Source organism: Methylobacterium oryzae (genome assembly GCF_036441375.1).
Taxonomy (GTDB): Bacteria; Pseudomonadota; Alphaproteobacteria; order Rhizobiales; family Beijerinckiaceae; genus Methylobacterium; species Methylobacterium oryzae_A.
Genome location: NZ_MLCA01000001.1, coordinates 1,355,554 through 1,379,394, shown reverse-complemented (window position 1 = coordinate 1,379,394; position 23,841 = coordinate 1,355,554). Strand labels below are relative to the sequence as shown.

Below are 23,841 nucleotides of genomic sequence, written 5' to 3'. Positions count from 1 at the left end.
CATGTCCGGAACCGCCGAGCCGCTGCCGCTCGCCCCGCCGCAGCGCGGCCTGATCCTGCGCGAGAGCCGCCAGCTCTGGGCGGCGCTCGCCGCCCTGATCGTCCTGCCCTTCGCCCTCGACGCGATCGGCCTGACCCTGATCACCGCCACCGACGTGGTGATCTTCGCCCTCGCGGTGCTGGGCCTCAACATCCTGGTCGGCTGGACCGGGCTGACCTCGTTCGGCCACGGGGCCTGGTTCGGGATCGGCGCCTACGCGGTGGCGATCCTCCAGACCCAGCTGTTCCCCGGCGATATGGCACTGCCGCTGCTGGGCGCGCTGGCGATCACCGGGCTGGCGGCCCTGGTGGCCGGAGGCCTGATCCTGCGGCGGCGGGGCGTCTACTTCTCGCTCCTGACCCTCGCCTTCACGGCGATGCTCTACGCCATCGCGTTCCGCTGGACCGACCTCACCGGCGGCGAGAACGGCATCGGCAACCTGCACCGCTGGGCGGCGCTGCAGGAGCCCGGCGCCTACTACGCCGCGGTGTCGGGCGTCGCCTTCGTGGTGCTCATCGCGCTCTGGCGCTTCCGCCGCTCGCCGATGGGCTCCGTGCTGGTGGCGATCCGCGAGAACGAGCAGCGGGCCGGCTTCCTCGGCTACGCCACCAACCGTTACAAGCTCGCCGCCTTCGTGATCTCGGCAACGATCACCGGGCTGGCCGGGGCACTCTCGGCCTACAGCCACCGCTTCACCTCGGCCGACCCGATCTCCATCGCCTTCTCGGGCGAGCTGCTCGCCATGGTGGTGATCGGCGGGATGCGCTCGTTCCTCGGGCCGGCGCTGGGCGCGCTGTTCTACATCCTGTTTCGCGAGTTCCTGTCGATCTACACCGCCGACTGGCTCCTGTATTTTGGCCTGCTGTTCGTCGCCTTCATCGTGTTCTCACCCGACGGGCTCGTCGGCATCGCGGCGCGGCTGCTGAAGCCGTTCCGGCGCGTGGCCGCCGAGGGCGCCGCCATGTCGGCCCGACGCGCCGGCGCCTCGGGCCGCGTCCCGGCCCGGTTCATCGCGGAGGGCCGCAGCGACGGGCCGGTGCTGGTCGCCGACGAAATCAAGAAGAATTTCGGCCCCGTCGCGGCGGTGCGCGGCGTGTCCTTTGCGGTGGCCGACCGGACGCTCCACGCCCTGATCGGCCCGAACGGCGCCGGCAAGACCACGGCCTTCAACCTGCTGTCCGGGATGTTCCGGCCGAGCGCGGGCAGCATCCGCCTCGACGGCCGCGAGATCGCCGGGCTGGAGCCGCACGCGATCACCCGGGCGGGCCTCGGGCGCTCCTTCCAGATCACCAACCTGTTCCCGGGCCTGTCGGTGGAGGAGAACGTCCGCCTCGCCGTCCAGGCGCGGCACACGGCGCATTTCAGCCCCTGGCGGGATGCGCTGGCGATCCGCGAGATCGCCGACGACACTTCCGAGCTGCTGCGCTGGACCGGCCTCTCCGGCATCGAGCGGGCGGAGGCCGGCAGCCTGTCCTACGGCGGCCAGCGTCTCCTCGACATGGGTCTGGCGCTGGCCACGCGGCCGCGCGTGCTGCTCCTCGACGAGCCGCTCGCCGGGCTCGCGGCGGCCGAGCGCGAGCGGGTCGGCGACCTGATCAAGACGCTCTCGGCCGACATCCCGGTGCTGCTGGTGGAGCACGACATCGACCGCGTGTTCCGCCTCGCCGACCGCGTCACCGTCATGGCCGACGGCGCCGTGCTGGTCGACGGCTCGGTGGCGGATGCCCGGGACGATGCCCGCGTCCAGGCCGTCTATCTCGGCTCGGGGACCGCGGCGATCGCCGCCAAGCCGCGCGCCAGCGCGGCGGAGGCCGAGACGCTGCTGGCCATGGAGGGCGTCGATACCTTCTACGGCAAGTCGCACATCCTCAATGGGGTGAACCTGGCGGTGCACCGGGGCGAGGTCGTGGCGCTCCTCGGGCGCAACGGCGCCGGCAAGTCGACGCTGCTCAAGACCCTGATCGGCACCGCCCCGCCGGCCGCCGGCCGGATCGTGCTCGGCGGCAAGGATATCGCCCGCCTGTCGCCCGACCGGATCGCCCGGCTCGGCATCGGCTACGTCCCGCAGGGCCGGGCGCTGTTCGCCGGGATGAGCGTCGCGGAGAATCTCGGGCTCGGCCGGCTGCGGCGGCTCACCGGCGCCGGAATTCACTGGGACGAGGACAAGGTGCTGGAGTTCTTCCCCCGGCTGAAGCAGCGCTGGAACGTCGACGCCGCGCGCCTCTCGGGGGGCGAGCAGCAGATGGTGGCCGTGGCCCGAGCGCTCTCGGGCGATACGCGGCTCCTCCTCCTCGACGAGCCCTTCGAGGGCCTGTCGCCGGCCGTGACCGAGGAGCTGTTCGAGGCCTTCGACCGCCTGCGCCGCGAGATCGCGATCATCCTGGTGGACCACCACCTCGATCTCGCCCTGGCGCTGTCCGACCGCACGGTCGCGCTGGAGCGGGGCAGCGTCCAATGGACCGGCGAATCGCGCCTCCTGCGCGAAGATCAGGAGTTGCGGCGCAAGGTGCTGTGGCTGTGAGGGTCGGTCGTGCCCGTCATGGGGCTTCCCCCCGCATCCCAAGTGATCCCGGGCTGCCGCGGAGCGGCCTCGCAGGAGGTCTCCAGGGATCGCGCCGCCGGCCGGAGGGCTCCTTCGAGGTCTCCGCCGCGCTCCGGCACCTCGGGATGCGGGCGCGCGTTGGATCTTGTGCGCAGCACACGGGAGTGACTCCATGACCGAGCGCGTCGCGATCGTCGGCGCCGGCCTGATCGGCCGGGCCTGGGCGATGATCTTCGCCCGAGCCGGGTGGGACGTGCGGCTGTTCGATGCCGCCGCCGGCGTCGCCGAGGCCGCGGTGCCGCTCTGCGCCGAGGGATTGCGGACGCTCGCGGCCAACGATCTCTGCCCCGATCCGGAGGGAGCCGCGGGGCGCATCTGCGCCGCCGCGACCCTGGCCGACGCCCTCGACGGGGCCGCGTTCGTGCAGGAGAACGGCCCGGAGCGGCTCGACGTGAAGCGGAGCCTGTTCGCCGAACTCGACGCCCTGGCGCCGGCGGAGGCCGTCATCGCCTCCTCGTCGTCGGCGATCCGCTGCTCGCTGTTCACCGAGGGCCTGCCCGGCCGGTCCCGATGCCTGATCGGCCACCCGGTGAACCCGCCGCACCTGATCCCGCTGGTCGAGATTTCCGGGGCACCCTGGACGGATGCGGCGGTGCTGGACCGCGCCCGGGCCACCTACGAAGCCATCGGGCAGGTGCCGATCACCGTGCTGAAGGAGATCGAGGGCTTCATTCTCAATCGCCTCCAGGGTGCTCTCCTGGCGGAGGCGTTCCGCCTCGCGTCGGAGGGCTACGTCACCCCGCAGGATCTCGACAAGACCGTCTCGGACGGGCTCGGCCTGCGCTGGAGCTTCATGGGGCCGTTCGAGACCATCGAGCTGAACGCGCCCGGCGGCATCGCGGATTATTGCGCGCGCTACACCGGCTTCTACAAGAACCTCGCCGCCGACCCGGCACCGCCGCGTGTTTACGAGGCGCCCGCCACCGAGGCGATCCTCGCGAACTGGCAGGCGCCCGCGGACCTGCCGGCCCGCATGAACCGCCGCGATGCGCGGCTGGCGGCGCTCCGCGCCCACAAGGCTTCACAGAAGGACTGAGCATGGCCTCACAGCGGAAAGTCATCATCACCTGCGCGGTGACGGGCGCGATCCACACGCCCAGCATGTCGCCGCACCTGCCGGTGACGCCCGAGGAGATCGCGGACGCCGCCATCGGCGCCGCCGAGGCGGGCGCGGCCATCGTGCACCTGCACGCCCGCAATCCGGAGAACGGCCAGCCCGACCAGACACCCGAGGCCTTCGCCAAGTTCCTGCCGGTGATCAAGCAGCGCTCGAACTGCGTGGTGAACATCACCACCGGCGGTGCGCCGACCATGTCGATCGAGGAGCGCGTGCGCCCGGCCGCGACCTTCCAGCCGGAGGTCGCCTCGCTGAATCTCGGCTCCATGAATTTCGGCCTGTTCGGCATGCTCGACCGCTTCAAGGATCTGAAGCACCAGTGGGAGCGGGATTACCTCGGCAACAAGGACATCATCTTCCGCAACACGTTCGGCCAGATCGAGCACATCCTGACGACCTGCGGACCGAACGGCACGAAGTTCGAGTTCGAGTGCTACGACACCGCGCATCTCTACAACCTGAAGTACTTTTTCGACCGCGGTCTCGTTCAGGCGCCGCTGTTCATCCAGACGGTGTTCGGCCTTCAGGGCGGGATCGGCGCGCATCCGGACGACGTGATGCACATGAAGCGCACCGCCGACCGGCTGTTCGGCGACCAGTACCGCTGGTCGGTGCTGGGGGCGGGCCGCAACCAGATGAACATCGCCGCCATGGCGGCCGCGATGGGCGGCAACGTCCGGGTCGGCCTGGAGGACAGCCTCTGGGACGGGCCGGGCAAGCTCGCCGAGACCAACGCCGCGCAGGTCCGCCGCGTGCGCGCGATTATCGAGGGGCTGGGCCTTGCCGTCGCCTCGCCCGACGAGGCGCGCGAGATCCTGGCGCTGAAGGGCGGCGACAAGGTCGCGTTCTGAGAGCGTCGGTGTGACCGTTCCGTCTTTACGAGCGCAGCGAAGCAATCCAGGGCGGCGGGACGATGGTGAGCGTGGCGCGGCTGGCTCGCTTCGCCGCGCTCGCAGAGACGTCGGCAGTTGATCAGGGCTGGCCGAACACCCGGTCCAGATCCGCCTGCGCGACGCCGTCGATCTCCAGGATCTTCAGACGGCCCTGATCGCCGCTCACGATGCGCACCGAGCCCCGGCTGATCTTCAGCGCCTTGGCGATCAGCGCCACGAGCGCCCCGTTGGCCGCGCCCTCCACCGGAGGGGCGGCAACGCGGGCCTTCAGGTAGGGCTGCCCCTTCTCGTCGCGGGCCCAGCCCTCCGCGACGTCGCGGCCCCCGCGCGGCGTGAGGCGCACCGCCAGGCGGATCGGCACGGCGATTCCCTCAGAAGATCTTGCCCGGGTTCAGCCGGTTGTCCGGGTCGAGCGCCCGCTTCACGAGCCGCATGACGGCGATCTCCTCGGGCGAGCGCGACAGCTTCAGCTTGGCGCGCTTCTCGAGCCCGATCCCGTGCTCCGCCGAGACGGAGCCGTTCAGCGCCGCGAGCGGCTCGTAGATCGCCGCGTCGATCGCCGCGTTGCCGGCGGCGTCGAGCCGAGTCGTGTTCCAGTGCAGGTTGTTGTCGCCGATATGCCCATAGACGACGGCGCGGCAGCCCGGGATCGCGGCGAGCCGGTCGAGGGCGCCGCGGACGTAGCCGTCCATCTTCGACAGGGGCACGCTGACGTCGAAGGCGCGCTCGATCCCGTCGGCGTTAAGGTGCTCCACGCGGTCGCGGATGCGCCACATGCTCCGGCGCTGCTCCTCCGAAGAGGCGATGGCGGCGTCGAGGATCGTACCCTCGCCCATCAGACCTTCGAGCAACCCGAGAAAACGGTCGGCCTCCTCGGATACGCACTCGACCTCGATGATCGCGTAGAACGGGTAGTCGTGGCCGAGCGGCGGCGTCGCGCGCCCGGGCGCCGTCATCAGCTGGTAGAAGTCCGGCCACAGCCCCTCGAAGGAGGAGACGCGCCCCTGGAAGGCGCTCTGGGCCGCCCGCAGCACCCGCGCCCCGTCGTCCACCCCCGGGCAGGCGATCAGCGCGGTGGCGTAGCCCGCGGGCTCCGGACGCAACCGCAGCACCGCCCGCGTGACGATGCCCAGCGTCCCCTCGGTGCCGACGAAGAGCTGCTTTAGGTCGAGCCCGGTGTTGTTCTTAATCAGCGGGCGCATCGACGACACCACCGTGCCGTCGGCGAGCACGGCTTCCAGGCCGAGCACCATCTCGCGCATCATGCCGTAGCGCAGCACCCGCAGGCCGCCCGCGTTGGTGGAGATCGCGCCGCCGATCGTCGCCGAGCCGCGGGCACCGAGATCGAGGGGGAAGAACAGGCCCGCGGCGGACGCCGCGTCCTGCACGCTCTCGAGAGTGGCGCCGGTGCCAACCACCACCGTCATGCCGAGCGGATCCACGGGCTCGATGCCGGTCATGCGCTCGGTCGAGAGGGTGATCTCGTCGGGCTGGCACAGCGTGCCGTCGACGAGGCCGGTGGCGCCGCCCCGCGGCACGACGGAAACGCCCGCCGCGCGGCAGGCCGCCAGGACGGCGCTGGTCTCGGCAGTGTCGCGCGGCCGAACCAGCGCGCGGGCCGCGCAGGGCTCCGTCGGCCGTGTCCAGTTGGCCGAGCGTCCGCGCAGCTCGTCGCCGGTGACGAGGCCGGACGATCCGACGATCGCGGCGAGGCGGTCGAGGAGGGGAGCGTCGGTCATCGGCATCATCTCGGCGGGATCGGGCTCGATCGTGGGCGGCATGGCGGCCGACGCTCTGTCACAGAATCCCACGCGCCGCGAGGTTGCGCATCAGCGCGCGGGCGCCGAACGTCCAGGGCTCGCAGGCGTCGCAGGGGCGCATCCGGTTGACGAGGCTGCCGAGTTCCGGGCTCGCCACCACGACCCGGTCGCCGTCGGCGTGGGTGAAGCCGAGGCCCGGCCCGTGCCGGTCCTGGATCGGCGCGAACATCGTGCCGAGGAGGAGGAGGGCGCCGTCCGGATAGTTGTGCGTGCGGCCCATGAGCGCCTCCGCCAGCTCCTCCGGGTCGCGGCTGATCTCGGCGAGGGGCGATGTGCCCTCCAGCCGGAAACCGTCCGTGCCGGTGACCTCGAGGGTCACGGTGGTGCGGCGCACATCGTCGAGACCGAACGTGTCGTCGAACAGGCGCAGGAACGGCCCGAGGGCGCAGGAGGCGTTGTTGTCCTTGGCCTTGCCGAGGAGCAGCGCCGACCGGCCCTCGAAGTCGCGGAGATTCACGTCGTTGGCGAGCGTCGCGCCGACGATCCGCTGGTCGGAGGTGACCGCCAGCGCCACCTCGGGCTCCGGGTTGTTCCAATGCGAGTCCGGATGGAGGCCCGCATCCGCGCCGCAGCCCACGGCCGAGAGCGGCTGCGCCTTGGTGAAGATCTCGGCGTCCGAGCCGATGCCGACCTCCAGGTACTGGCTCCAGGCGCCCTGCGCGACGAGCACCTCCTTCAGAGCCATGGCCTCGGGCGAGCCGGGCTTCAGCCGTCGCAGGTCGCGGCCGACCAGGCGCTCGACCTCGGCGCGGATCGCGGAGGCGGCGGCGAGGTCACCGCGGGCGCGCTCCTCGATCACCCGCTCCAGCATGGATGTGGCGAAGGTCACGCCCGCGGCCTTGAGGGCCTGCAGGTCCACCGGCGCGAGAAGCCACGGCCGGGCGGGGTCGCGCTCATCGGGCGGGGTGTTGCCGAGGATCGCGTCGAGGCTGCCGAGATCCGCGCCTTCGGCCGCCCGCAGGGCGGCGCCGGGATCCGGGGTCTCGCACAGGTCGCTGATTGTCGCGAAGGCGGCCGTGACATCGATGACCCGGGCCGAACCGTCGGCCTCCGCGCGAATCGCCACGACGCTCGGGCCGGCGACGTCCGGTCGCCAGACCCGGCCCGCGAGGGCACCCCGGCATCCATCGGCGGGCAGGATCTCCCGCGCGGTCAGGCCCGTTAACGACATGTGCTCACGTCCCCTGGATGTCTGCCCCTGGATGTCCGCGCGCGAAGGGCCCGGCCCCGGCACTGTGGCCGGCGCGCGATCCCATAGCATTCCGGGCGGCCCGTCATCCCGCCGTGTGTTTCACCGAGCCGCGCTCGTCACGGGCGCCGAGCGGGCCCGCCTGACAGATCCAAGATTATCTGTAGCTTTGCCGAGACCCCCGCTTGCTTTCCCCCGGCCCCTCATTTGTACTGCCGTCCTAGAGCCGCCGATAGAGCGGCCGTGATCGGGAGGAAGCATGGCCTCGGTGGGAATCCGCGAGGTTCGCAAGGCTTTCGGATCGACGAATGTCCTGCACGGCGTGTCCGTGGATATCCGGGACGGCGAATTCGTGATCCTGGTCGGCCCGTCGGGCTGCGGGAAATCAACCCTCCTGCGGATGATCGCCGGGCTCGAAAATATCTCCGGCGGCGAGATCCGCATCGGCGAGCGCGTGGTGAACGATGTGCCGCCCAAGGAGCGGGACATCGCCATGGTGTTCCAGAACTACGCCCTCTATCCACATCTCACGGTCCGCGAGAACATGGCGTTCTCGATGCGGATCCGGAAGGCGCCCGCCTCCGAGATCGACCTCCGCGTCAACAAGGCCGCGCAGATCCTCGGTCTCACCCACCTGCTGGACCGCTACCCGCGCCAGCTCTCGGGCGGTCAGCGCCAGCGCGTCGCCATGGGCCGGGCGATCGTGCGCGACCCGCAGGTGTTCCTGTTCGACGAGCCGCTCTCCAACCTCGACGCCAAGCTGCGCGTGGCGATGCGCACCGAGATCAAGGAGCTGCACCAGCGCCTGAAGACGACGACCATCTACGTCACGCACGACCAGATCGAGGCCATGACCATGGCCGACCGGATCGTGGTGATGCATGACGGGGTGGTCGAGCAGATCGGGCCGCCCCTCGAACTCTACGACCGGCCCGACAACCTGTTCGTCGCGGGCTTCATCGGCTCCCCGGCCATGAACTTCGTGCCCGGACAAGTGCGGGCGAACGGGCGCCTCAGCTTCATCACCGAGACCGGCCTGACGATCCCGCTCGCCGACGCGCCCTCCGCCGTCCAGGGTCGGCCGCTCATCCTGGGCGTCCGGCCGGAGCATTTCGACCTCGCGCCCGACGGGATCCCCGCCGAGGTCGCCGTGGTGGAGCCGACCGGCTCCGAGACCATGCTGGCGGTGCGGGCCGGAGGCCAGGATCTCACCTGCGTGCTGCGGGAGCGCGTGCGCGAGCGGCCGGGCGAGACCGTCTTCCTGCGGCCGAACCGCGTGCACTTCTTCGACGCCGAGACCGGCCGTCGCCTGCCGAGCTGACCCGCTTCGGATCCGGCGCGGGGTGGGGCGCGCGGCGCCCGCAGATTCAGGATCACCGAGGGAGAAGAAACGATGTCCGTTCTCGATCGCCGGTCCCTCCTCGCGGGCGCCGCCGCCACCGGCCTCGCCGCCGGCAGCGACCTTCTCGGCTTCGCCAGAGCCTGGGCGCAGAGCGCGGAATGGAAGCCCGAGCCGGGGGCGAGCCTGTCGCTCCTGCGCTGGAAGCGCTTCGTGCCGGCCGAGGACGAGGCCTTCATGAGGCTGGTCGACGCCTTCACCAAGGCGACGGGCGTCAAGGTGACGGTGACCAACGAATCCTTCGACGACATCCAGCCCAAGGCGTCGGTCGCCGCCAATACGGGCCAAGGGCCCGACATGGTCTGGGGGCTCTTCTCGTTCCCGGCGCTCTTCCCCGACAAGTGCCTGCCGCTCGAGGACGTGGCGGAATCCCTCGGCAAGAAGTACGGCCCCTGGTTCCCGTCCGCGGAGGCCTACGGCAAGGTCAAGGGCAAGTGGATCGCGATCCCCGTCGCGTTCAACGGCGGCTATCCGAACTACCGCATCTCGGCGATGAAGAAGGCCGGGTTCGACAAGTTCCCGACTGACACCGCGGGCTTCCTCGAACTCTGCCGCGGCCTGAAGAAGAACAACACCCCGGCCGGCTTCGCCCTCGGCCACGCGACCGGCGACGGCAACACGTGGTGCCACTGGGCGCTGTGGTCCCACGGCGGCAACCTCGTCGACGCCAACGAGAAGATCGTCATCAACTCGCCCGAGACCGCCAAGGCGCTCGAATACGTCAAGTCCCTGTACGAGACCTTCGTGCCCGGCACGGTGTCGTGGAACGACTCGTCCAACAACAAGGCGTTCCTGGCCGGCGACCTGTACCTGACCAACAACGGGATCTCGATCTACGCGGCGGCCAAAAAGGACAACCCGAAGCTCGCCGAGGACATGGATCACGCCGTCTGGCCGATCGGCCCGGTCGGCAAGCCCACCGAGTTCCAGCTCGCCTTCCCGATCCTCGCCTTCAAGTACTCGAAGGCGCCGAACGCCTGTAAGGCCTTCATCGCCTTCATGATGGAGGCGGCGAACTACAATCCCTGGCTGGAGGCGGCGCAGGGCTACCTCTGCGAGCCCCTATCGAATTATCCCAAGAATCCGATCTGGACGAGCGACCCGAAGAACGCGGTCTTCGCCGAGGCGGGACGGCGCTCCCTGGCGGCGGGCGGCCTCGCGCCGGTGAGCGAGCGGATCGCCGCGGTGCTGGCCGACTTCGTGATTGTCGACATGTTCGCCAGCCACTGCACCGGCCGCGAGGACGTGAAGGGCGCCATCAAGAACGCCGAGCGCGCCGCCACCCGCATCTTCCGGAACACCTGACCGCACGCGCCGGAGGCGAGACCATGGCGAACACGGCCCTGACGCAGCCCGCCCCGGCCGCAATCCCGACCCGCTCGGCCTGGCAGCGCGTGCGCGCGAGCCGCGGCTGGGCGGGGTTCTGGTTCATGCTGCCGACGGCGCTGATCCTCGGCCTGTTCCTGGCCTACCCGCTCCTGAAGGGCATCTGGCTGTCCTTCACCAACGCGCGGATCGGCCGCGAGGGCGTCTTCGTCGGTCTGGAGAACTACGAGTGGCTCTGGGACGACGACGTCTTCTGGCTCTCGGTGTTCAACACCTGCCTCTACACGGCGGTGGCGTCCGTGGTGAAGTTCGGGGTTGGCCTCTACCTCGCGCTGCTGCTCAACAAGAACATGCCGTTCAAGTCGATCATCCGGTCGATCGTGCTGATCCCGTTCGTGGTGCCGACGGTGCTGTCGGCCATCGCGTTCTGGTGGATCTTCGACAGCCAGTTCTCGATCATCTCCTGGTCGCTGCGCCATCTCGGGGTGATCGACGGCAACATCGACTTCCTCGGCGAGCCGGCCATGGCGCGCGCCTGCGTGATCTTCGCCAACATCTGGCGGGGCGTGCCGTTCATCGCGATCACGCTGCTCGCCGGCCTCCAGACGGTCTCGCCCTCGCTCTACGAGGCCGCGACGCTGGACGGCGCCTCCAACTGGCAGATCTTCTCGCGGATCACCCTGCCGCTCCTGACCCCGATCATCGCGGTCGTGATGACCTTCTCGGTGCTGTTCACCTTCACCGACTTCCAGCTGATCTGGGCGATGACGCGCGGCGGTCCGGTGAACGCCACCCACCTGATGGCGACCCTGTCGTACCAGCGCGGCATCCTCTCGGGGACGCTCGGCGAGGGCGCGGCCATCGCCACCGCCATGGTGCCGTTCCTGCTCGCGGCCATCGGCATCTCGTGGTTCGGCCTGCAGCGCAGGGCCTGGCAATCCGGGGGGAACGACCGATGAGCGCGCCCGCACCGCCCGCCCACGCCGATCCGCATCTCAACTCCGTGCTGGAGGCGCGGCCCGCCGGGCTCACCGACAATTCGGAGGGGATGGCCTATCTCGAGCGGCTGCCCCGGCGGCTCGTGACGACCTACCTGCCGCTCCTCCTCATCCTCGCCGTGCTGCTGTTCCCGTTCTACTGGATGGCGCTGACGGCCATCAAACCGGACGAGCAGCTGATCGACATGGAGCGGTTCAACCCGTTCTGGGTCGTGGATCCGACGCTCAAGCACATCAACAAGCTCCTCTTCGAGACGCAGTATCCGCGCTGGCTCTGGAACACGATGTACGTGTCGGTGGCGGCGACCGTGCTGTCGCTGTTCGCGAGCGTGCTCGCCGCCTACGCCTGCGTCCGCGTGCGCTACCGGGGCGCCGGCTGGGTCGGAGCGGCGATCTTCCTCGCCTACCTCGTGCCGCCCTCGATCCTGTTCATCCCGCTCGCCACGATCATCCAGGCCTACGGCCTGTTCGACTCGCCGATCGCCCTGATCCTGGCCTACCCGACGATCCTGATCCCGTTCTCGACCTGGCTCCTGATGGGCTACTTCAAGACCATTCCCTATGAGCTGGAGGAATGCGCGCTGATGGATGGCGCCAGCCGGTGGCAGATCCTCACCAAGATCATCCTGCCGCTCGCCTTCCCGGGGCTGATCTCGGCCGGGATCTTCTCGCTGACGCTGTGCTGGAACGAGTTCATCTACGCGCTGACCTTCCTGTCCTCGACGCAGAACAAGACGGTGCCGATCGCGGTGGTGAGCGAGTTCGTGGACGGCGACGTCTACAAGTGGGGCTCGCTGATGGCGGGCGCGCTTCTCGGCTCGCTGCCGCTGGTGATCCTCTACTCGTTCTTCGTCGAGTACTACGTGTCCGCGCTCACCGGCGCCGTGAAGGAGTAGGGGGCGGGTCAGACCTTCGTCATCGCCCGCGCAGCCAAGCGAGCCAGGGCGGCGGCAGGTTTGTCGGCGGCACGTTTGTCGGCGGCACGTTTGTCGGCGTGGCGCTGCCCGCATTGCTTCGCTCTGCTCGCAGGGACGGGGACCGTTGCCAGCAGGGCTCGACGAGGCGGAGAATACGCGCGGATCCGCCAGCGCAGCATCGCGGACCCGCCCATCGTAAGGTCACGCCATGGCCCATTTCATCGACGCCCGCTCCACCCTGGTCAACGATGCCCTCGACGGCCTCGTCGCCGCGAGCGGCGGCCGCTTGGCACGGCTCGACGGCGACCCGGGCATCCGCGTCGTCCTCCGCGCCGCGTTGGATTCCGGGAAGGTCGCAATCGTCTCCGGCGGCGGCTCCGGTCACGAGCCGGCCCATGCCGGCTTCGTCGGGCCGGGTCTGCTGAGCGCCGCCGTCTGCGGCGACGTCTTCGCCTCGCCGAGCGTCGACGCGGTGCTGGCCGGAATCCTGGCGGTGACCGGACCGGCCGGGTGCCTGCTCGTCATCAAGAACTACGCGGGCGACCGGCTGAATTTCGGCCTCGCCGCCGAGCGCGCCCGGGCGCTGGGCCACAGGATCGAGACAGTCATCGTCTCCGACGACATCGCCCTTCCGGACGCCAAGCAGCCCCGCGGCGTCGCCGGAACGCTGTTCGTGCACAAGGTGGCGGGTCACGCCGCGGCGGCCGGAGAACCGCTGGAGACCGTCGCGGCCCTCGCCCGCCGGGCGGCCGGGGCGGCGAAGTCGCTCGGCATCGCCGTCTCCACCTGCACGATCCCCGGCTCGCCGCGCAGTGAGCGGCTGGCGGAGGGGCAGGCCGAGCTCGGCCTCGGCATCCACGGCGAGCCTGGCGCGGAGCGCATCACCCTGCCGAAGGCCACCGACCTCGCCCGCATGATGGCCGCGCGTCTCGCGCAGGCCGTGACGGGTGCCGACCGGCTGGCGCTGCTCGTGAACAATCTCGGCTCCGCTACCGCCCTGGAGATGCAGGTCCTCACCCGGGCGGTGCTCGCGACCGACCTGGGCCGGCGCGTCCGCCTGCTGCTCGGGCCTGCCCCGCTGATGACGGCGCTGGACATGCACGGCGCCTCGCTGTCGGTCCTGCCGCTCGACGACGCGCTGGAGCGCGCCCTGTCGGAACCCATCCCGGTCCCGGCCTGGCCCATGGCCGTCCGGATCCAGCCGCCGATCCTGCGACCGCTGCCCGAGGGGCTCGCGGGCGAGGCCTTCACGCCGTCGCACGACGCCGTCACCGCGGCCCGGATCCGGGCCGTCGCCGAGACCCTGATCGGGGCCGAGGATGCCCTCAACGGCCTCGATGCCAAGGTCGGCGACGGCGACGCCGGCACCACCTTCGCCGGGGCCGCCCGCGCCGTTCAGGCCGATCTCGACCGGTTGCCGCAGGCCGACCCGGCCGCCCTGTGCCGGGCGCTGGCCGAGCGGATCGGGCGCGCCGTGGGCGGATCGAGCGGCGTGCTCGGCTCGATCTTCTTCGCCGCGACGGCCTCGGCCCTCGCGGACGGCGCCGCCTGGCCCGAGGCGCTCGGGCAGGGCGTGGCGCGCGTGCAGGGCTACGGCGGCGCTCAGGCCGGCGACCGCACCCTCCTCGACGCCCTGATCCCCGCCGTCGCGGCTCTGAGGAGCGGCGACCTCGCGGCCGCCGCGGCGGCTGCCCGGCTCCAGCTACCTGGCGGCCGGGGACCTCGCCGGCGTCCAGGATCCCGGGGCCGCCGGCGTCGCGGCGGCGTTCGCGGCTCTGGCCGGGGCCTAGGAGCCGGGCGCCGCGCGTCGTCGCCCGGCCTCCGTTGACGCTCCGCTCACCGAGGCCTACCCCACGCCCATGCGCACCTGCCTGATCCTCGACGATTACCAGCAGGCGGCCCTCGCCCTGGCCGACTGGGCGCGCCTCTCCGACCGCGTCGCCGTCTCCGCGATCGCCCAGCACATCCCGGACCGTGACGACCTCGTGGCGCGGATCGCGCAGGCCGAGATCCTCGTGATCATGCGCGAGCGGACACCGTTCCCGGCGGCGCTGCTCGAGCGGCTGCCGCGGCTCGAACTGCTCGTCACCAGCGGCATGCGCAACCTCGCCATCGACCTGGCGGCGGCCAAGGCGCGCAACGTCGTCGTCTGCGGCACCGAGTCGAGCCCGACGCCGCCGACGGAGCTGACCTGGGCGCTGATCCTCGGCCTCGCCCGCCACGTGGCGCCGGAGAGCGGGACCCTGCGCGCTGGCGGTCCCTGGCAGAGCACGATCGGCACCGACCTCGCGGGCGCGACCCTCGGCGTTCTCGGCCTCGGCAAGATCGGGACTCGGGTGGCCGAGATCGGGCGCGCCTTCGGCATGCGGGTGATGGCCTGGAGCCCGAACCTCGACGAGGCCCGCGCCGCCGCCGCCGGTGTCGAGCGGGCGGCCACGAAGGAGGCGCTGCTGGAGGCCAGCGATGTTGTCACGATCCACCTCGTGCTGGGGGACCGGACGCGCGGCCTCCTCGGTTCGGCCGAGCTGCGCCGCATGCGCCGCGACGCCTTCCTGGTGAACACCTCTCGCGCGCCGATCGTCGATCAGGCCGCGCTGGTGCGGGCGCTGGAAGAGGGATGGATCGCCGGCGCGGGCCTCGACGTCTTCGAGACCGAGCCGCTGCCGGCCGACAGCCCGTTCCGCCGACTGCCGAACGTGCTGGCGCTGCCGCATCTCGGCTACGTGTCACGCAACAACTACCGGACCTTCTTCACCCAGGCAGTGGAGGACATCGAAGCCTGGCTCGCCGGCGCCCCGATCCGGCGCCTGGGCTGACGTCGCGGGGGCCCGACCGCGGGCTCAGTCCCCGCGCGGATCCAGCGCGTCGGCGAGGCCGTCGCCGATCAGGTTGAGCGCCACCAGGGTCGCGATCAGGAAGGCGGCCGGGGCCGCGAGCAGGTGGGGCGCCGCCTCGATGGAGCGGGCGCCCTCGGCGATCAGGACGCCCCAGCTGGTCTGCGGCTCCTGCACGCCGAGCCCGAGGAACGACAGGAAGCTCTCCAGCAGGATCACCTGCGGCACCAGCAGCGTCGCCGTCACCGCCACCGGGCCGAGGGTGTTCGGCACGATGTGGTGAAGGAGGATGCGCGGCGTCCCGAGGCCGAGCGCCCGCGCGGCGCGGACGAAGTCGCGCTCGCGCAGCGACAGGGTCACGGCGCGCACCACCCGGGCCATGTCGAGCCACTCCACCGCGGCGATCGCCACCAGCATGAGCGGCAGGCTCGGGCGGAAGAACACCAGCAGCAGGATCACGAAGAACACGAAGGGCAGGGCGTAGAGCACGTCGACGCCGCGCATCATCGCGGCGTCGACGGCGCCCCCGACGAAGCCCGCCGTGGCGCCGTAGGCGACGCCGATGAGCAGGGCGACGAGGCTGGCCGCGAGCCCGATCGCCAGCGAGATCCGGCCGGCGACGAGGCAGCGGGTCAGCAGGTCACGGCCCTGGATGTCGGTGCCGAGGGGGAAGTGGAGGCGCCGGATCGGCACCGCGACGACGAGGCCGCGGCCGCCGTCCCGCTCGTCCAGGATGACGGGCGCTCCGAACAGGGCCGAGCGCGGCAGGTAAATCAGGCTGCGCCGATCGACACCCGCGTCGGACGCCAGGGTGAGCCGCATCGTGTCGCCGGCGCGCTCGACCGCGTCGAGCCGCGCGCGCATCCGGAAGGCCAAGCGCTCGAGCGCCGGCCCGAGACGCTCGGCGTCGGGCTGCGCGGTGAGGCCGGCCGGGAGCTGGCGCAGGTCCGGATAGGCGCGCTCGGGATCGTGGCCGGTGAGGCCCGGGCCGACCAGGCAGGCGAGGGCGACCAGGACCAGCGCGGCGAGCGCCGCCACGGCGGTGCGTTCCCGGGCAAATCGGAGGACCGCGCGCCGGGCCGGCCGCGGCACCGATCCGGTCGGCGTCACGCCGACACCCGGAGGCGCGGGTCGAGCCACGCGCAGGCGAGGTCGGCGGCGAGGTTGAGCAGGATCACCAGCCCGGCGACCAGCAGCACCGTGCCCATCACCAGCGTGTAGTCGCGGTTGAGCGCACCCTCGACGAAGTAGCGGCCGATTCCCGGCAATCCGAAGATGGTCTCCACCACCACCGAGCCGGTGAGCAAAGCCGCCGCGAGCGGCCCGAGATAGGCCACGACCGGCAGCAGCGCCCCGCGCAGGGCGTGTCGGGTGACGCGGGCCGGCGGCAGGCCGAGGCTGCGCATGGTGCGGATCGGCTGCGTCCGCAGCGCCTCGGCCAGCGAGGCGCGGGTGAGCCGGGCGAGCGCGCCGACCTGCGGCAGGGCCAGGGTTACGACGGGCAGGACGAGGTGGCTCGGGGCGCCGTCGCCCCAGCCGCCGAGCGGCAGCCAGCGCAGGGTCAGCCCGAAGGCGATCTGGAGCAGGGGCGCGACAACGAAGCTCGGCAGCGAGAGGGTCAGGGCGGCGCCGACGCCCAGCAGCCGGTCCACGAATCCGCCGCGCCGGAGCGCCGCCGCAATCCCGAGCCCGACCCCGAGCACCGTCGCCAGAGCGAGGGCGAGGGCGCCCAACGTCGCGGAGACCGGCAGGCCCCGGGCGATCAGGTCGAGGACGCTCTGGTCCCGGAACGAGAAGGACGGCCCCAGGTCGCCCCGCGCCAGCGCCGCGAGGTAGCTCCCGAACTGCGCGAGCAGCGGCCGGTCGAGGCCGTAGACCCGGCGCAGATTCTCCATGGCGGCGGGCGCGAGCGGCCGCTCCAGGTCGAAGGGCCCGCCCGGGGCGAGCCGCATCAGGAAGAAGCTGACCGTCACCACCGCGAGCAGCGTCGGCACCGCCTGGAGGAGGCGGCGCAGGATGAAGCGGATCACGCGTCGAGCCTCATGAAGCGCGTCGGCGCGGCGTTGCGCAGGTTCGGATGGTAGCCGTGCAGCCGCGGCGCGATCAGCGCCTTGGAGCGGTAGTGCATCAGCGGGATCCAGGGCAGCTCGCGCAGGGCGATCGCCTCCGCGTCGTAGAGCAGGCCGGCGCGGCGGCTGAGGTCGCGCTCGGTGGCGGCCCGCGCCATCAGGGAATCGTAGGCGGCGTCCGACCAGCGGCCGGCATTCATGCCGTCGTTCCCGCTCTGGAGCAGGAACAGGAAGTTCTGCGGATCGGAGTAGTCGGCGATCCAGCTGTAGCGGGCGACGTCGAAGTCGCCGCCGTCGCGCAGGTAAGCGAAATGCGTCTTCGCGTCCGTGTAGACGAAGCGGGTCACGATCCCGAGGTCACGCCACATCTCGCCGATCGCCACCGCGACCGTGCGGTTGTTGTCGCTGATGTTGAACCGGTACTCCACGGTCAGCGGCCGGTCCGGGCCGAAGCCCGCCTCCGCGAGCAGCCGGCGCGCCTCCGCCTCGTGGTCGATCGGCAGGCCGAGGCGACCCTCGGTCTCCGGGGGCGTCCGGTAATGGTCGAGCCCCTGCGGGCACAGGGAGTAGGCCGGGCTCATGGTGCCGCCGTTGAGGCCGTCGGCGAGGTATTCCCGGTCGATGACGAGCGACAGGGCCTGGCGGACGCGCCGGTCCGAGAACGGCGCCTTGCGGGTGTTCACCACCAGCGCCGCGAGCCCCAGCGCCGGGCCGAGCACCACCTGCGGCCCGAAGCGGCGGCGCAGGTCGGCGATCTGGTCGACGGGCAGGTCGGACAGCGAGTCGATCTCGCCGGCGGCGTAGCGGCGCACCGATGCGGCGATGTCGGGCGTCGGCAGGAAGGCGACGCGCCGGATCGCGAAGCTCGCCGCATCGGGATGGTGCGGGTTGACCTCCAGCGTGATGGCGCCGCCCGGCACGCGGTCGGCGAGCCGGTAGGGCCCGTTGCTCACGAGGTTGCCGGGACGGGTGAAGCTGTCGCCGTAGCGCTCGACCGAGGCCCGGTGGACCGGCAGGGCGGTCTGATGGGTCAGGAGTTCCAGGATGTAGGGCGTCGGCTGCGCGAGGCTGATCGCGAGCCGGAGCGGCGACTCCGCGGCGACGCCGAGGGCATCGGCCGGCTTCTCGCCGCGATTCACCGCGGCGGCGTCGCGGATCGGGAACAGAATCTCGGCATATTTCGCGGCCGTGGCCGGGTCGAGCATCCGGCGGAACGCGTAGACGAAATCCTCCGCGGTGACCGGCTCGCCGTTCGACCAGCGGCCGTCGGGGCGCAGGTCAAAATGCAGGCTGATCCCGTCCTCGGAGACCGACCAGGCGCGCGCCGCGCCCGGGATGATCGCGCCCCGGTTGTCGTAGGTGAGAAGCCCGTCGCAGAGGTCGCGCAGGATGTGCGCCTCCGCGACCGTGGACGAGCGGTGCGGGTCCAGGGTCTCGGGATCGGCGTCGTTGCCGCGGCGGTAGAGCGCGTCGGCCGCGCGGGCGGGCCGCACGGCCGCGAGGGCGATCGCGCCGGCCAGCCAGTCGCGCCGGCGCGGGTGCACGGTCAGGCGCCGGTGTCCGGCTTCAGGCCGGCCGCCTGGATCCCGGCGACCGCGCAGATCTCGTCGTTGTCGGAGGTGTCGCCGGAGATGCCGACCGCGCCGAGGAGGCGCCCCTCGGCGGAGCGGATCAGCACGCCGCCGGGCACCGGCACGAGGGCGGCGGGACCGGCGAGATGGGTGACGGCGGCGACGAAATAGGGCTGCTGCTCCGCCCGCGCGTGGATCGCCCGGGAGCCGAGGCCGAGCGCCAGAGCGCCGTTCGCCTTGCCGCTCGCGATCTCGGCCCGGCGCAGGGACGTGCCGTCCTCGACCGCGACCGCCTTGAGCGCGCCGCGGGCATCGTAGACGACGACGGCCAGGGGCTTGAGCGTGCGGGTCCGCGCCTCCCGCAGGGCGGTGTCGACGATGGTGCGGGCGGCCTCGAGGGTCAGGTCGATCATCGGATTCCAACACGGACGCCGCTCCGGACGGCGGCCTTATCCTTACGGACCGGGGCGCGCCGGGTCCACCGACGCGCGTTGGCCCGCCCCACGACCCCGTGTGGCCGCGCTACCGGGTCACGCCGGTCGCGCCGCCGGCAGGCGAATGATGCTCGCCAGGAACGCCTCGTATCCGGACGCGACCGCCTCCGGCTGCTCGAAATGCGGGAACGCGCCGGTCGGGAGTGTCTCGACGCGCCAGTTGGGCCGGTCGGCGACCCGCGGCACCAGCCTGTAGTCGACGAAGTCGCCGCGCACGCCGTGCACCATCCAGACCGGGAGGCGCAGGCGCTCGTAGAGGCGCGTCGCGTCGGTGGGGAACAGGTGGCCCGCGATGAAGCAGAAGGGGGCGTGCTCGGCGCCCGGCTGATGGGCGGAGGCGTAATCGTAGGCGAGCAGCCCCTCGTCGATGTCGGACGAGCCGAAGGTCTTCTCCAGGAAGAAGCGCATGCTCGGCCGCGTCACCAGGGCGTCGAAGAGCGGCCGCCCCAGGGGAGGGCGGTCGAGGACGCGGCGCAGCCACTCGCGGCCGCGATGGCCGTCCGGCGGCCCTTCCCCGGAGAGCCGCTCGTCGAACCCGGTCGGGCTGATCAGCGCGAGGCTGCGATAGGCGTCGGACCGTTCCAGGCTCGCCCGGGCGAGGAACGAGCACGACAACGACAGGGCCAGCGCGTCGATCGCCCAGCCGCCGTGGCGGCTCCGGATCTCGTCGACCGCCGCGTGGATCGCCTCCACCATCAGGCGCGGCGTGTAGCGGCGGCGCGAGCGCTCCGAGAAGCCGAAACCCGGCAGGTCCAGCGCGTAGACCGGCCGCGTGCCGCGGTAGCGGAGATACAGCGGCCGGACCTCGTAGGCGTTGGCCGCCGCGTTGATGGAATGGATCAGCAGGAGCGGCACGCCCTCTGCCTCGGCGGACCCGTAGAGCGAGAGCGCGCCGGCGCGCCGGGTCCGGAGCCGCTCGTGCCGGCCCGGCAGGGCGGGCGGCAGGGTCATCCGCCGGTTCACCGCGAGCGAGCTCCAGCCGACGAGAGCCGCGGCCGAGCCGACGAGCGTCAGGGCCGCCGCGGCCGCGCTGCGGCCGGTGCGATGGCGGGACAGAGAATCCATCGGAACACCTCGGCGTCCATCCCGCCGCAGCGGGCCGTGCGCGACAACGCCGGGACCGAGGGGAAGTGCCAAGCCGGCCCCTACGAGGCGTGGCCGGCGAGGCTGCCGGCATTCACCGCCGGGGTTCGGCTCACCGGCCGCGCCGGCGCCTCGGCCCGACCCGCGGCCTCGCGCAGGAAGTCCACCGTGGGCGGATCGTTGAGCCAGCCCTGGACGCGCTGCGAGATCAGGAGCTTCCGCTCGCGCCGGTCGTAATTCGCGTAGGAGGCGGCGACGAACTCGGCGCGGCTCATCGTGCGCGCAGGACCGGACCGGCGCGTCTCCGCCTTGAAGAACAGGGCGCTGCCGGGCACGCCGTAATGCTGGGCGATCTCCGGATAGACCGGCCAGCTGCCCTGGCCGCCGAGATCGTCCGGGAGGAACGCGTCGAGGTCGCATTCCTCGAAGGGCACGCCGGCCCGGGTCAGCAGCCCCCGGGCGAGGTCGGCCACCACGTACAGCTTCGTGTGGTTGATCGAGTGCATGAAGCAGCCCCGGCGCGCCCAGCGCGTGAGGTGTGTGTCGAGATCGTACCCGGCCTGGACGCCGAGCCCGCGCAGATACGCGACCGACTCGTCCCAGAGGTTGAAATATCCGAGGCGCTCGAAGACCGGCTCGGAGAACAGCCGCAGCGCCTGCGCCTGCGAGAAGCCGGACAGGTAGGCGAACAGCGTGATCGCCGAGTGCGAGTGCCCCATCGGCCCCGAGATCAGGCCGTTGAGCGTCACGGAATCCTGCACGCCCACGTGGACGAGGTCGGGATGGTAGGCGCTGAACACGATGGTCGGGATCAGGCGCACCTTCGGATGCGTCCGCAGCGTGTCGATCGTGCCGCCGCCCTTGAACTTGGGCAGGTAGATGCTGGTGAAGACGTGGTCGTACCCGTCCGCGTGCGCCATCAGGTCGGCGAGCCGCGGGAACCGGCGAGCCGCGGTGAACGCCGAGACGAAATCCACCTGCGCGTGGGGCAGCAGGTAGCGCATCGTCTTGGCGATCGATCCGGCCTGACAGACGCCGATCACGAGGATGCGCGGCGAACCTGTCCGCTTCTTCCCGAACTGCGCGAGCCGGTGCCGCGCGCGCCAGAGGCTATCGACGGTCAACATCCGGCCTCTCTCGCATGTCCGCGGGCCGCGGGCAAACACCGCATCCCTGCGGAAATCGCGGGTCGGGACCGCCGATCCCGACCCGGCCTGGGGCCGTCCACGAGACCCGCACGGCGTGTCCGAGGCTCGGGCAATCGCAGTCTTCTGTGGATCGCCCGGCCTCGCGGCGCCGCGGCCAGATAGTTTCGATCGGCCAAGCCAAACCGACCGATTTCAGAAATGGAACGGATCATCGTGCGGATTGCCGCGGCAGCATCGCGAAGACCTTGGCCAATTCAAGTCAGCGGAAAGTCCGAAGATTTCGCCAGAGCAACTTGCATGCCGTTGACAGCATCAAGTCTTTGGCTTCAAATCCGATTCAACGAGGCATGAAGCTCGCGGATGGGGCGCTCGCGGTCATGAGGACCGGCGGGGCCCCAATGATCGAGGTGGTCTCCCTCTCGCGCCGTCGTCCCGCGTAACCGGCCAGTCGGGCGGACGCGGCGGGCTCCGAACCGATCATCCTGCACGCCCGGGCTCGATCCCGAGCGATCGAAGGTCGCGGTCGCCGGACAAGCGTGGCCGCGACGCTCCGTATCGCCCCGCCGCGTGCCCGTCGTCGCTCCGCGTCGCGGCCGGCGACCGGCAGCCGGACGATGCCCGGGTGATGGCGCCGCGCGGGACGGAGGCCAGGGCTCGCATCGGATCGAATGCTGGAGACTGCGCGATGGATTACGTACCTCCCATGGCCGCGATCGCGGCGGCCGCACAGAAAGCGCCCCCTGTGGAGGCGTCCGCGCTCGCGACGGCGCACGACGTGAAGCCCGTCGCGGCGCCCGATCCGCGGTCGATATACACGCTCACGCCGGAGGCCGCCGGCGCCGTCTTCGCCCTGGTCGAGAGCCGCATTCAGATGATCGACGCGGCGCGCGACGTGGCCGACCGGCGGGGCACACAGGTCGCCGCCGCGGCGATGGCGACGGCGGTGGCGACCGCGCCGGTCGTCTCACCCGAGACGACGAAGACGGTCGGCGCCGCCAACCGCAACTGGAGCGAGGATGTCCGGCTGGATCATTCTTCATCCCGGAGCGTCGGCACCGACACGGTCGTGACGTACGACACGCCGCGGGTAACGGCGGCCTGGAGCCTAGCCTTTCCGGAGGTCGCCGGCAGGAAGTTGCGCGCCGTGCAACTGCCGAGCCCGAGCCTGCGCTCCGTCCTGCACGAGGCCGAGGCCGGATTGGACGACACCGGGAACGACATCTACCTCCTCTGCAACAGCGCGCATTTCGAGACGATCCGCCAAGCGCATCCGCGGACGCACATCAACTGGATCAACGTCGACAACGACGAGATCGTCGTCGTCTGGCGGAAATCGTCCGAGGCGGGCTAGGGCCGCGCTCGCGGCCGGCCCCGGCCTGCCCGGCTCGGAGCAGGGGGATTCCGGACGCGACCGCCCGGTCAGAGCGTCGGCAATGTCGCGCGGAGGTGGGCGGCGAAGGCGCGCGTCAGCGGCGCGGCGTGCACCTCGTCCAGGCGGATCGTCAGACCGATCCGCGGCAGCGTGGGCAGGCCGCTACCGCGCGTCAGGATGCGCAGGTCGGACGGAACCGCGGCGCGGGTGAGGACCGCGACGGCCTGCGCGGAGCGCGCCACGGCCAGCAGCCCGGACAGGCTGCCGCTCGCGAAGGCGATCCGGTAGGTCCACCCGGCCTCGTCGAGCGCGGCCCGCGCCGCCCGGTGGTCGAGCGTGTCGGGGTCGCCCAGGGCCAGCGGCAGCGGGTCTGGCCACGGCGCCGCGGCGCCCCGCGTCGCGACCCAGACGAGATCCTCCCGTCGCAGGATCTCGCGCCCGGCCGCCAGCGGGACCGAGACGAGCGCCAGATCGAGCCCGCCGCGGCCGAGCCGGTCCTCCAGACGGGGGGTCGCGGCGCAGACCACCTCGATCGCGGCGTCGGGATGAAGGCGCGCGAAGCCGCGCAGCAGCGCCGGGAGGAAGGCCTGCGCGTAATCGTCCGGGCAGCCGAACCGCAATGTGCCGTTGAGGCGTCCGCCGGACAGCTCCGCCACCGCGTCGTCGTGCGCGGCCAGGATCCGGCGCGCGTGGATGAGGAGACGCTCGCCCTGGACCGTCAGCACCACGCCGCGCCCGGTCCGTCGCAGCATCGGCTGACCGACGAGATCCTCCAGCCGCTTCATCTGCATGCTCAGGGCGGCCTGGCTGCGCCCGACCCGCTCCGCGGCCCGGCTGAGCGCGCCCGTCTCCGCAACCGTCGCGAAGCTGCGCAAGAGGTCGATGTCGAGGCTCTGAGCCATCAGGATCCCTGAACCCTCGGTTCAGAACTATAAGCTTCTCCGGGGTCGGCGGCGGCCCTAGCATGGCG

The 23,841-nt window shown here is 71.5% G+C and carries 19 protein-coding genes and 1 pseudogene; 10 read left to right on the top strand and 10 right to left on the bottom strand.

Going from position 1 to position 23,841, the window contains the following annotated elements; genetic code table 11:
• Position 1 precedes the first annotated feature (1 nt).
• From MOTC310_RS06570 to kce, 3 genes are all read left to right on the top strand, one after another.
• Positions 2-2,560 (top strand): branched-chain amino acid ABC transporter ATP-binding protein/permease, encoded by a 2,559-nt coding sequence (locus MOTC310_RS06570; protein WP_331301207.1) that lies wholly within the window; start codon positions 2-4, stop codon positions 2,558-2,560.
• A gap of 193 nt (positions 2,561-2,753) precedes the next feature.
• The gene (locus tag MOTC310_RS06565; protein WP_331301206.1) at positions 2,754-3,677 is read left to right on the top strand and encodes a 3-hydroxyacyl-CoA dehydrogenase; all 924 of its coding nucleotides are present in this window, start codon (positions 2,754-2,756) and stop codon (positions 3,675-3,677) included.
• A gap of 2 nt (positions 3,678-3,679) precedes the next feature.
• Positions 3,680-4,609 (top strand): 3,5-dioxohexanoate:acetyl-CoA acetone transferase, encoded by a 930-nt coding sequence (gene kce, locus MOTC310_RS06560; protein WP_012319850.1) that lies wholly within the window; start codon positions 3,680-3,682, stop codon positions 4,607-4,609.
• A 121-nt stretch (positions 4,610-4,730) separates the two neighbouring features.
• On the opposite strand, the gene MOTC310_RS06555 is transcribed toward kce, so the two are convergent.
• The 3 genes from MOTC310_RS06555 to MOTC310_RS06545 are packed head-to-tail and all read right to left on the bottom strand — an operon-like array spanning position 4,731 to position 7,642.
• Positions 4,731-5,012, bottom strand: a complete 282-nt coding sequence (locus MOTC310_RS06555; protein WP_331290671.1) for a DUF167 family protein — start codon at positions 5,010-5,012, stop codon at positions 4,731-4,733.
• A 10-nt stretch (positions 5,013-5,022) separates the two neighbouring features.
• The gene (locus MOTC310_RS06550) at positions 5,023-6,432 is read right to left on the bottom strand and encodes an FAD-binding oxidoreductase (RefSeq protein ID WP_331301205.1); all 1,410 of its coding nucleotides are present in this window, start codon (positions 6,430-6,432) and stop codon (positions 5,023-5,025) included.
• A 16-nt stretch (positions 6,433-6,448) separates the two neighbouring features.
• Positions 6,449-7,642 carry a fumarylacetoacetate hydrolase family protein gene (locus MOTC310_RS06545; RefSeq protein WP_331301204.1) on the bottom strand — a complete coding sequence of 398 codons (1,194 nt, stop codon included), beginning with the start codon at positions 7,640-7,642 and terminating at the stop codon, positions 6,449-6,451.
• 277 nt (positions 7,643-7,919) lie between these two features.
• On the opposite strand from MOTC310_RS06545, the gene MOTC310_RS06540 reads away from it, so the two are divergent.
• From MOTC310_RS06540 to MOTC310_RS06515, 6 genes and pseudogenes are all read left to right on the top strand, one after another.
• Positions 7,920-8,981, top strand: a complete 1,062-nt coding sequence (locus MOTC310_RS06540) for an ABC transporter ATP-binding protein (RefSeq protein ID WP_331301203.1) — start codon at positions 7,920-7,922, stop codon at positions 8,979-8,981.
• A gap of 72 nt (positions 8,982-9,053) precedes the next feature.
• Entirely contained in the window at positions 9,054-10,364 is a 1,311-nt protein-coding gene (locus tag MOTC310_RS06535; RefSeq protein WP_331301202.1) for an ABC transporter substrate-binding protein, read from the top strand.
• Between the two features lie 23 nt (positions 10,365-10,387).
• Positions 10,388-11,344, top strand: coding sequence for a carbohydrate ABC transporter permease (locus MOTC310_RS06530; RefSeq protein ID WP_331301201.1), 957 nt, complete (start codon positions 10,388-10,390; stop codon positions 11,342-11,344).
• Between the two features lie 89 nt (positions 11,345-11,433).
• Positions 11,434-12,279, top strand: coding sequence for a carbohydrate ABC transporter permease (locus MOTC310_RS06525; protein ID WP_234082978.1), 846 nt, complete (start codon positions 11,434-11,436; stop codon positions 12,277-12,279).
• 229 nt (positions 12,280-12,508) lie between these two features.
• Positions 12,509-14,090, top strand: a pseudogene (locus tag MOTC310_RS06520) (dihydroxyacetone kinase subunit DhaK).
• Between the two features lie 69 nt (positions 14,091-14,159).
• On the top strand, positions 14,160-15,116 hold the full coding sequence (locus MOTC310_RS06515; RefSeq protein ID WP_331301200.1) for a D-2-hydroxyacid dehydrogenase family protein: 957 nt from the start codon (positions 14,160-14,162) through the stop codon (positions 15,114-15,116).
• A gap of 24 nt (positions 15,117-15,140) precedes the next feature.
• On the opposite strand, the gene MOTC310_RS06510 is transcribed toward MOTC310_RS06515, so the two are convergent.
• From MOTC310_RS06510 to MOTC310_RS06485, 6 genes are all read right to left on the bottom strand, one after another.
• The gene (locus MOTC310_RS06510) at positions 15,141-16,226 is read right to left on the bottom strand and encodes an ABC transporter permease (RefSeq protein ID WP_331301471.1); all 1,086 of its coding nucleotides are present in this window, start codon (positions 16,224-16,226) and stop codon (positions 15,141-15,143) included.
• A 14-nt stretch (positions 16,227-16,240) separates the two neighbouring features.
• Positions 16,241-17,164 (bottom strand): ABC transporter permease, encoded by a 924-nt coding sequence (locus tag MOTC310_RS06505; protein ID WP_331301199.1) that lies wholly within the window; start codon positions 17,162-17,164, stop codon positions 16,241-16,243.
• Positions 17,161-18,747 (bottom strand): peptide ABC transporter substrate-binding protein, encoded by a 1,587-nt coding sequence (locus tag MOTC310_RS06500; protein WP_331301198.1) that lies wholly within the window; start codon positions 18,745-18,747, stop codon positions 17,161-17,163. Before MOTC310_RS06500 ends, MOTC310_RS06505 begins: the two co-directional genes overlap by 4 nt.
• 2 nt (positions 18,748-18,749) lie before the next feature.
• Positions 18,750-19,187: a GlcG/HbpS family heme-binding protein gene (locus MOTC310_RS06495; protein ID WP_331301197.1), complete on the bottom strand. Its 438-nt coding sequence runs from the start codon at positions 19,185-19,187 to the stop codon at positions 18,750-18,752.
• A gap of 117 nt (positions 19,188-19,304) precedes the next feature.
• Complete coding sequence (locus MOTC310_RS06490) at positions 19,305-20,333, bottom strand: alpha/beta fold hydrolase (RefSeq protein ID WP_331301196.1); 1,029 nt, start codon at positions 20,331-20,333, stop codon at positions 19,305-19,307.
• 80 nt (positions 20,334-20,413) lie between these two features.
• Positions 20,414-21,478, bottom strand: coding sequence for a WcbI family polysaccharide biosynthesis putative acetyltransferase (locus MOTC310_RS06485; protein WP_331290658.1), 1,065 nt, complete (start codon positions 21,476-21,478; stop codon positions 20,414-20,416).
• Between the two features lie 706 nt (positions 21,479-22,184).
• Between MOTC310_RS06485 and MOTC310_RS06480 the strand changes: the two genes are divergently transcribed.
• Entirely contained in the window at positions 22,185-22,850 is a 666-nt protein-coding gene (locus MOTC310_RS06480) for a hypothetical protein (protein WP_331301195.1), read from the top strand.
• Positions 22,851-22,918: 68 nt separating this feature from the next.
• Here the strand turns inward: MOTC310_RS06480 and MOTC310_RS06475 are convergent, their stop codons facing one another.
• Positions 22,919-23,773, bottom strand: coding sequence for a LysR substrate-binding domain-containing protein (locus MOTC310_RS06475; protein WP_331301194.1), 855 nt, complete (start codon positions 23,771-23,773; stop codon positions 22,919-22,921).
• Positions 23,774-23,841: the final 68 nt, after the last annotated feature.

Excerpts from the sequence above, each read along its gene's own strand:
- MOTC310_RS06570 (WP_331301207.1), top strand. The coding sequence starts at position 2 with ATGTCCGGAACCGCCGAGCCGCTGCCGCTCGCCCCGCCGCAGCGCGGC.
- MOTC310_RS06565 (WP_331301206.1), top strand. The coding sequence starts at position 2,754 with ATGACCGAGCGCGTCGCGATCGTCGGCGCCGGCCTGATCGGCCGGGCC.
- kce (WP_012319850.1), top strand. The coding sequence starts at position 3,680 with ATGGCCTCACAGCGGAAAGTCATCATCACCTGCGCGGTGACGGGCGCG.
- MOTC310_RS06550 (WP_331301205.1), bottom strand. The coding sequence starts at position 6,432 with ATGCCGCCCACGATCGAGCCCGATCCCGCCGAGATGATGCCGATGACC.
- MOTC310_RS06545 (WP_331301204.1), bottom strand. The coding sequence starts at position 7,642 with ATGTCGTTAACGGGCCTGACCGCGCGGGAGATCCTGCCCGCCGATGGA.
- MOTC310_RS06540 (WP_331301203.1), top strand. The coding sequence starts at position 7,920 with ATGGCCTCGGTGGGAATCCGCGAGGTTCGCAAGGCTTTCGGATCGACG.
- MOTC310_RS06535 (WP_331301202.1), top strand. The coding sequence starts at position 9,054 with ATGTCCGTTCTCGATCGCCGGTCCCTCCTCGCGGGCGCCGCCGCCACC.
- MOTC310_RS06530 (WP_331301201.1), top strand. The coding sequence starts at position 10,388 with ATGGCGAACACGGCCCTGACGCAGCCCGCCCCGGCCGCAATCCCGACC.
- MOTC310_RS06525 (WP_234082978.1), top strand. The coding sequence starts at position 11,434 with ATGGCCTATCTCGAGCGGCTGCCCCGGCGGCTCGTGACGACCTACCTG.
- MOTC310_RS06515 (WP_331301200.1), top strand. The coding sequence starts at position 14,160 with ATGCGCACCTGCCTGATCCTCGACGATTACCAGCAGGCGGCCCTCGCC.
- MOTC310_RS06495 (WP_331301197.1), bottom strand. The coding sequence starts at position 19,187 with ATGATCGACCTGACCCTCGAGGCCGCCCGCACCATCGTCGACACCGCC.
- MOTC310_RS06490 (WP_331301196.1), bottom strand. The coding sequence starts at position 20,333 with ATGGATTCTCTGTCCCGCCATCGCACCGGCCGCAGCGCGGCCGCGGCG.
- MOTC310_RS06485 (WP_331290658.1), bottom strand. The coding sequence starts at position 21,478 with ATGTTGACCGTCGATAGCCTCTGGCGCGCGCGGCACCGGCTCGCGCAG.
- MOTC310_RS06480 (WP_331301195.1), top strand. The coding sequence starts at position 22,185 with ATGGATTACGTACCTCCCATGGCCGCGATCGCGGCGGCCGCACAGAAA.
- MOTC310_RS06475 (WP_331301194.1), bottom strand. The coding sequence starts at position 23,773 with ATGGCTCAGAGCCTCGACATCGACCTCTTGCGCAGCTTCGCGACGGTT.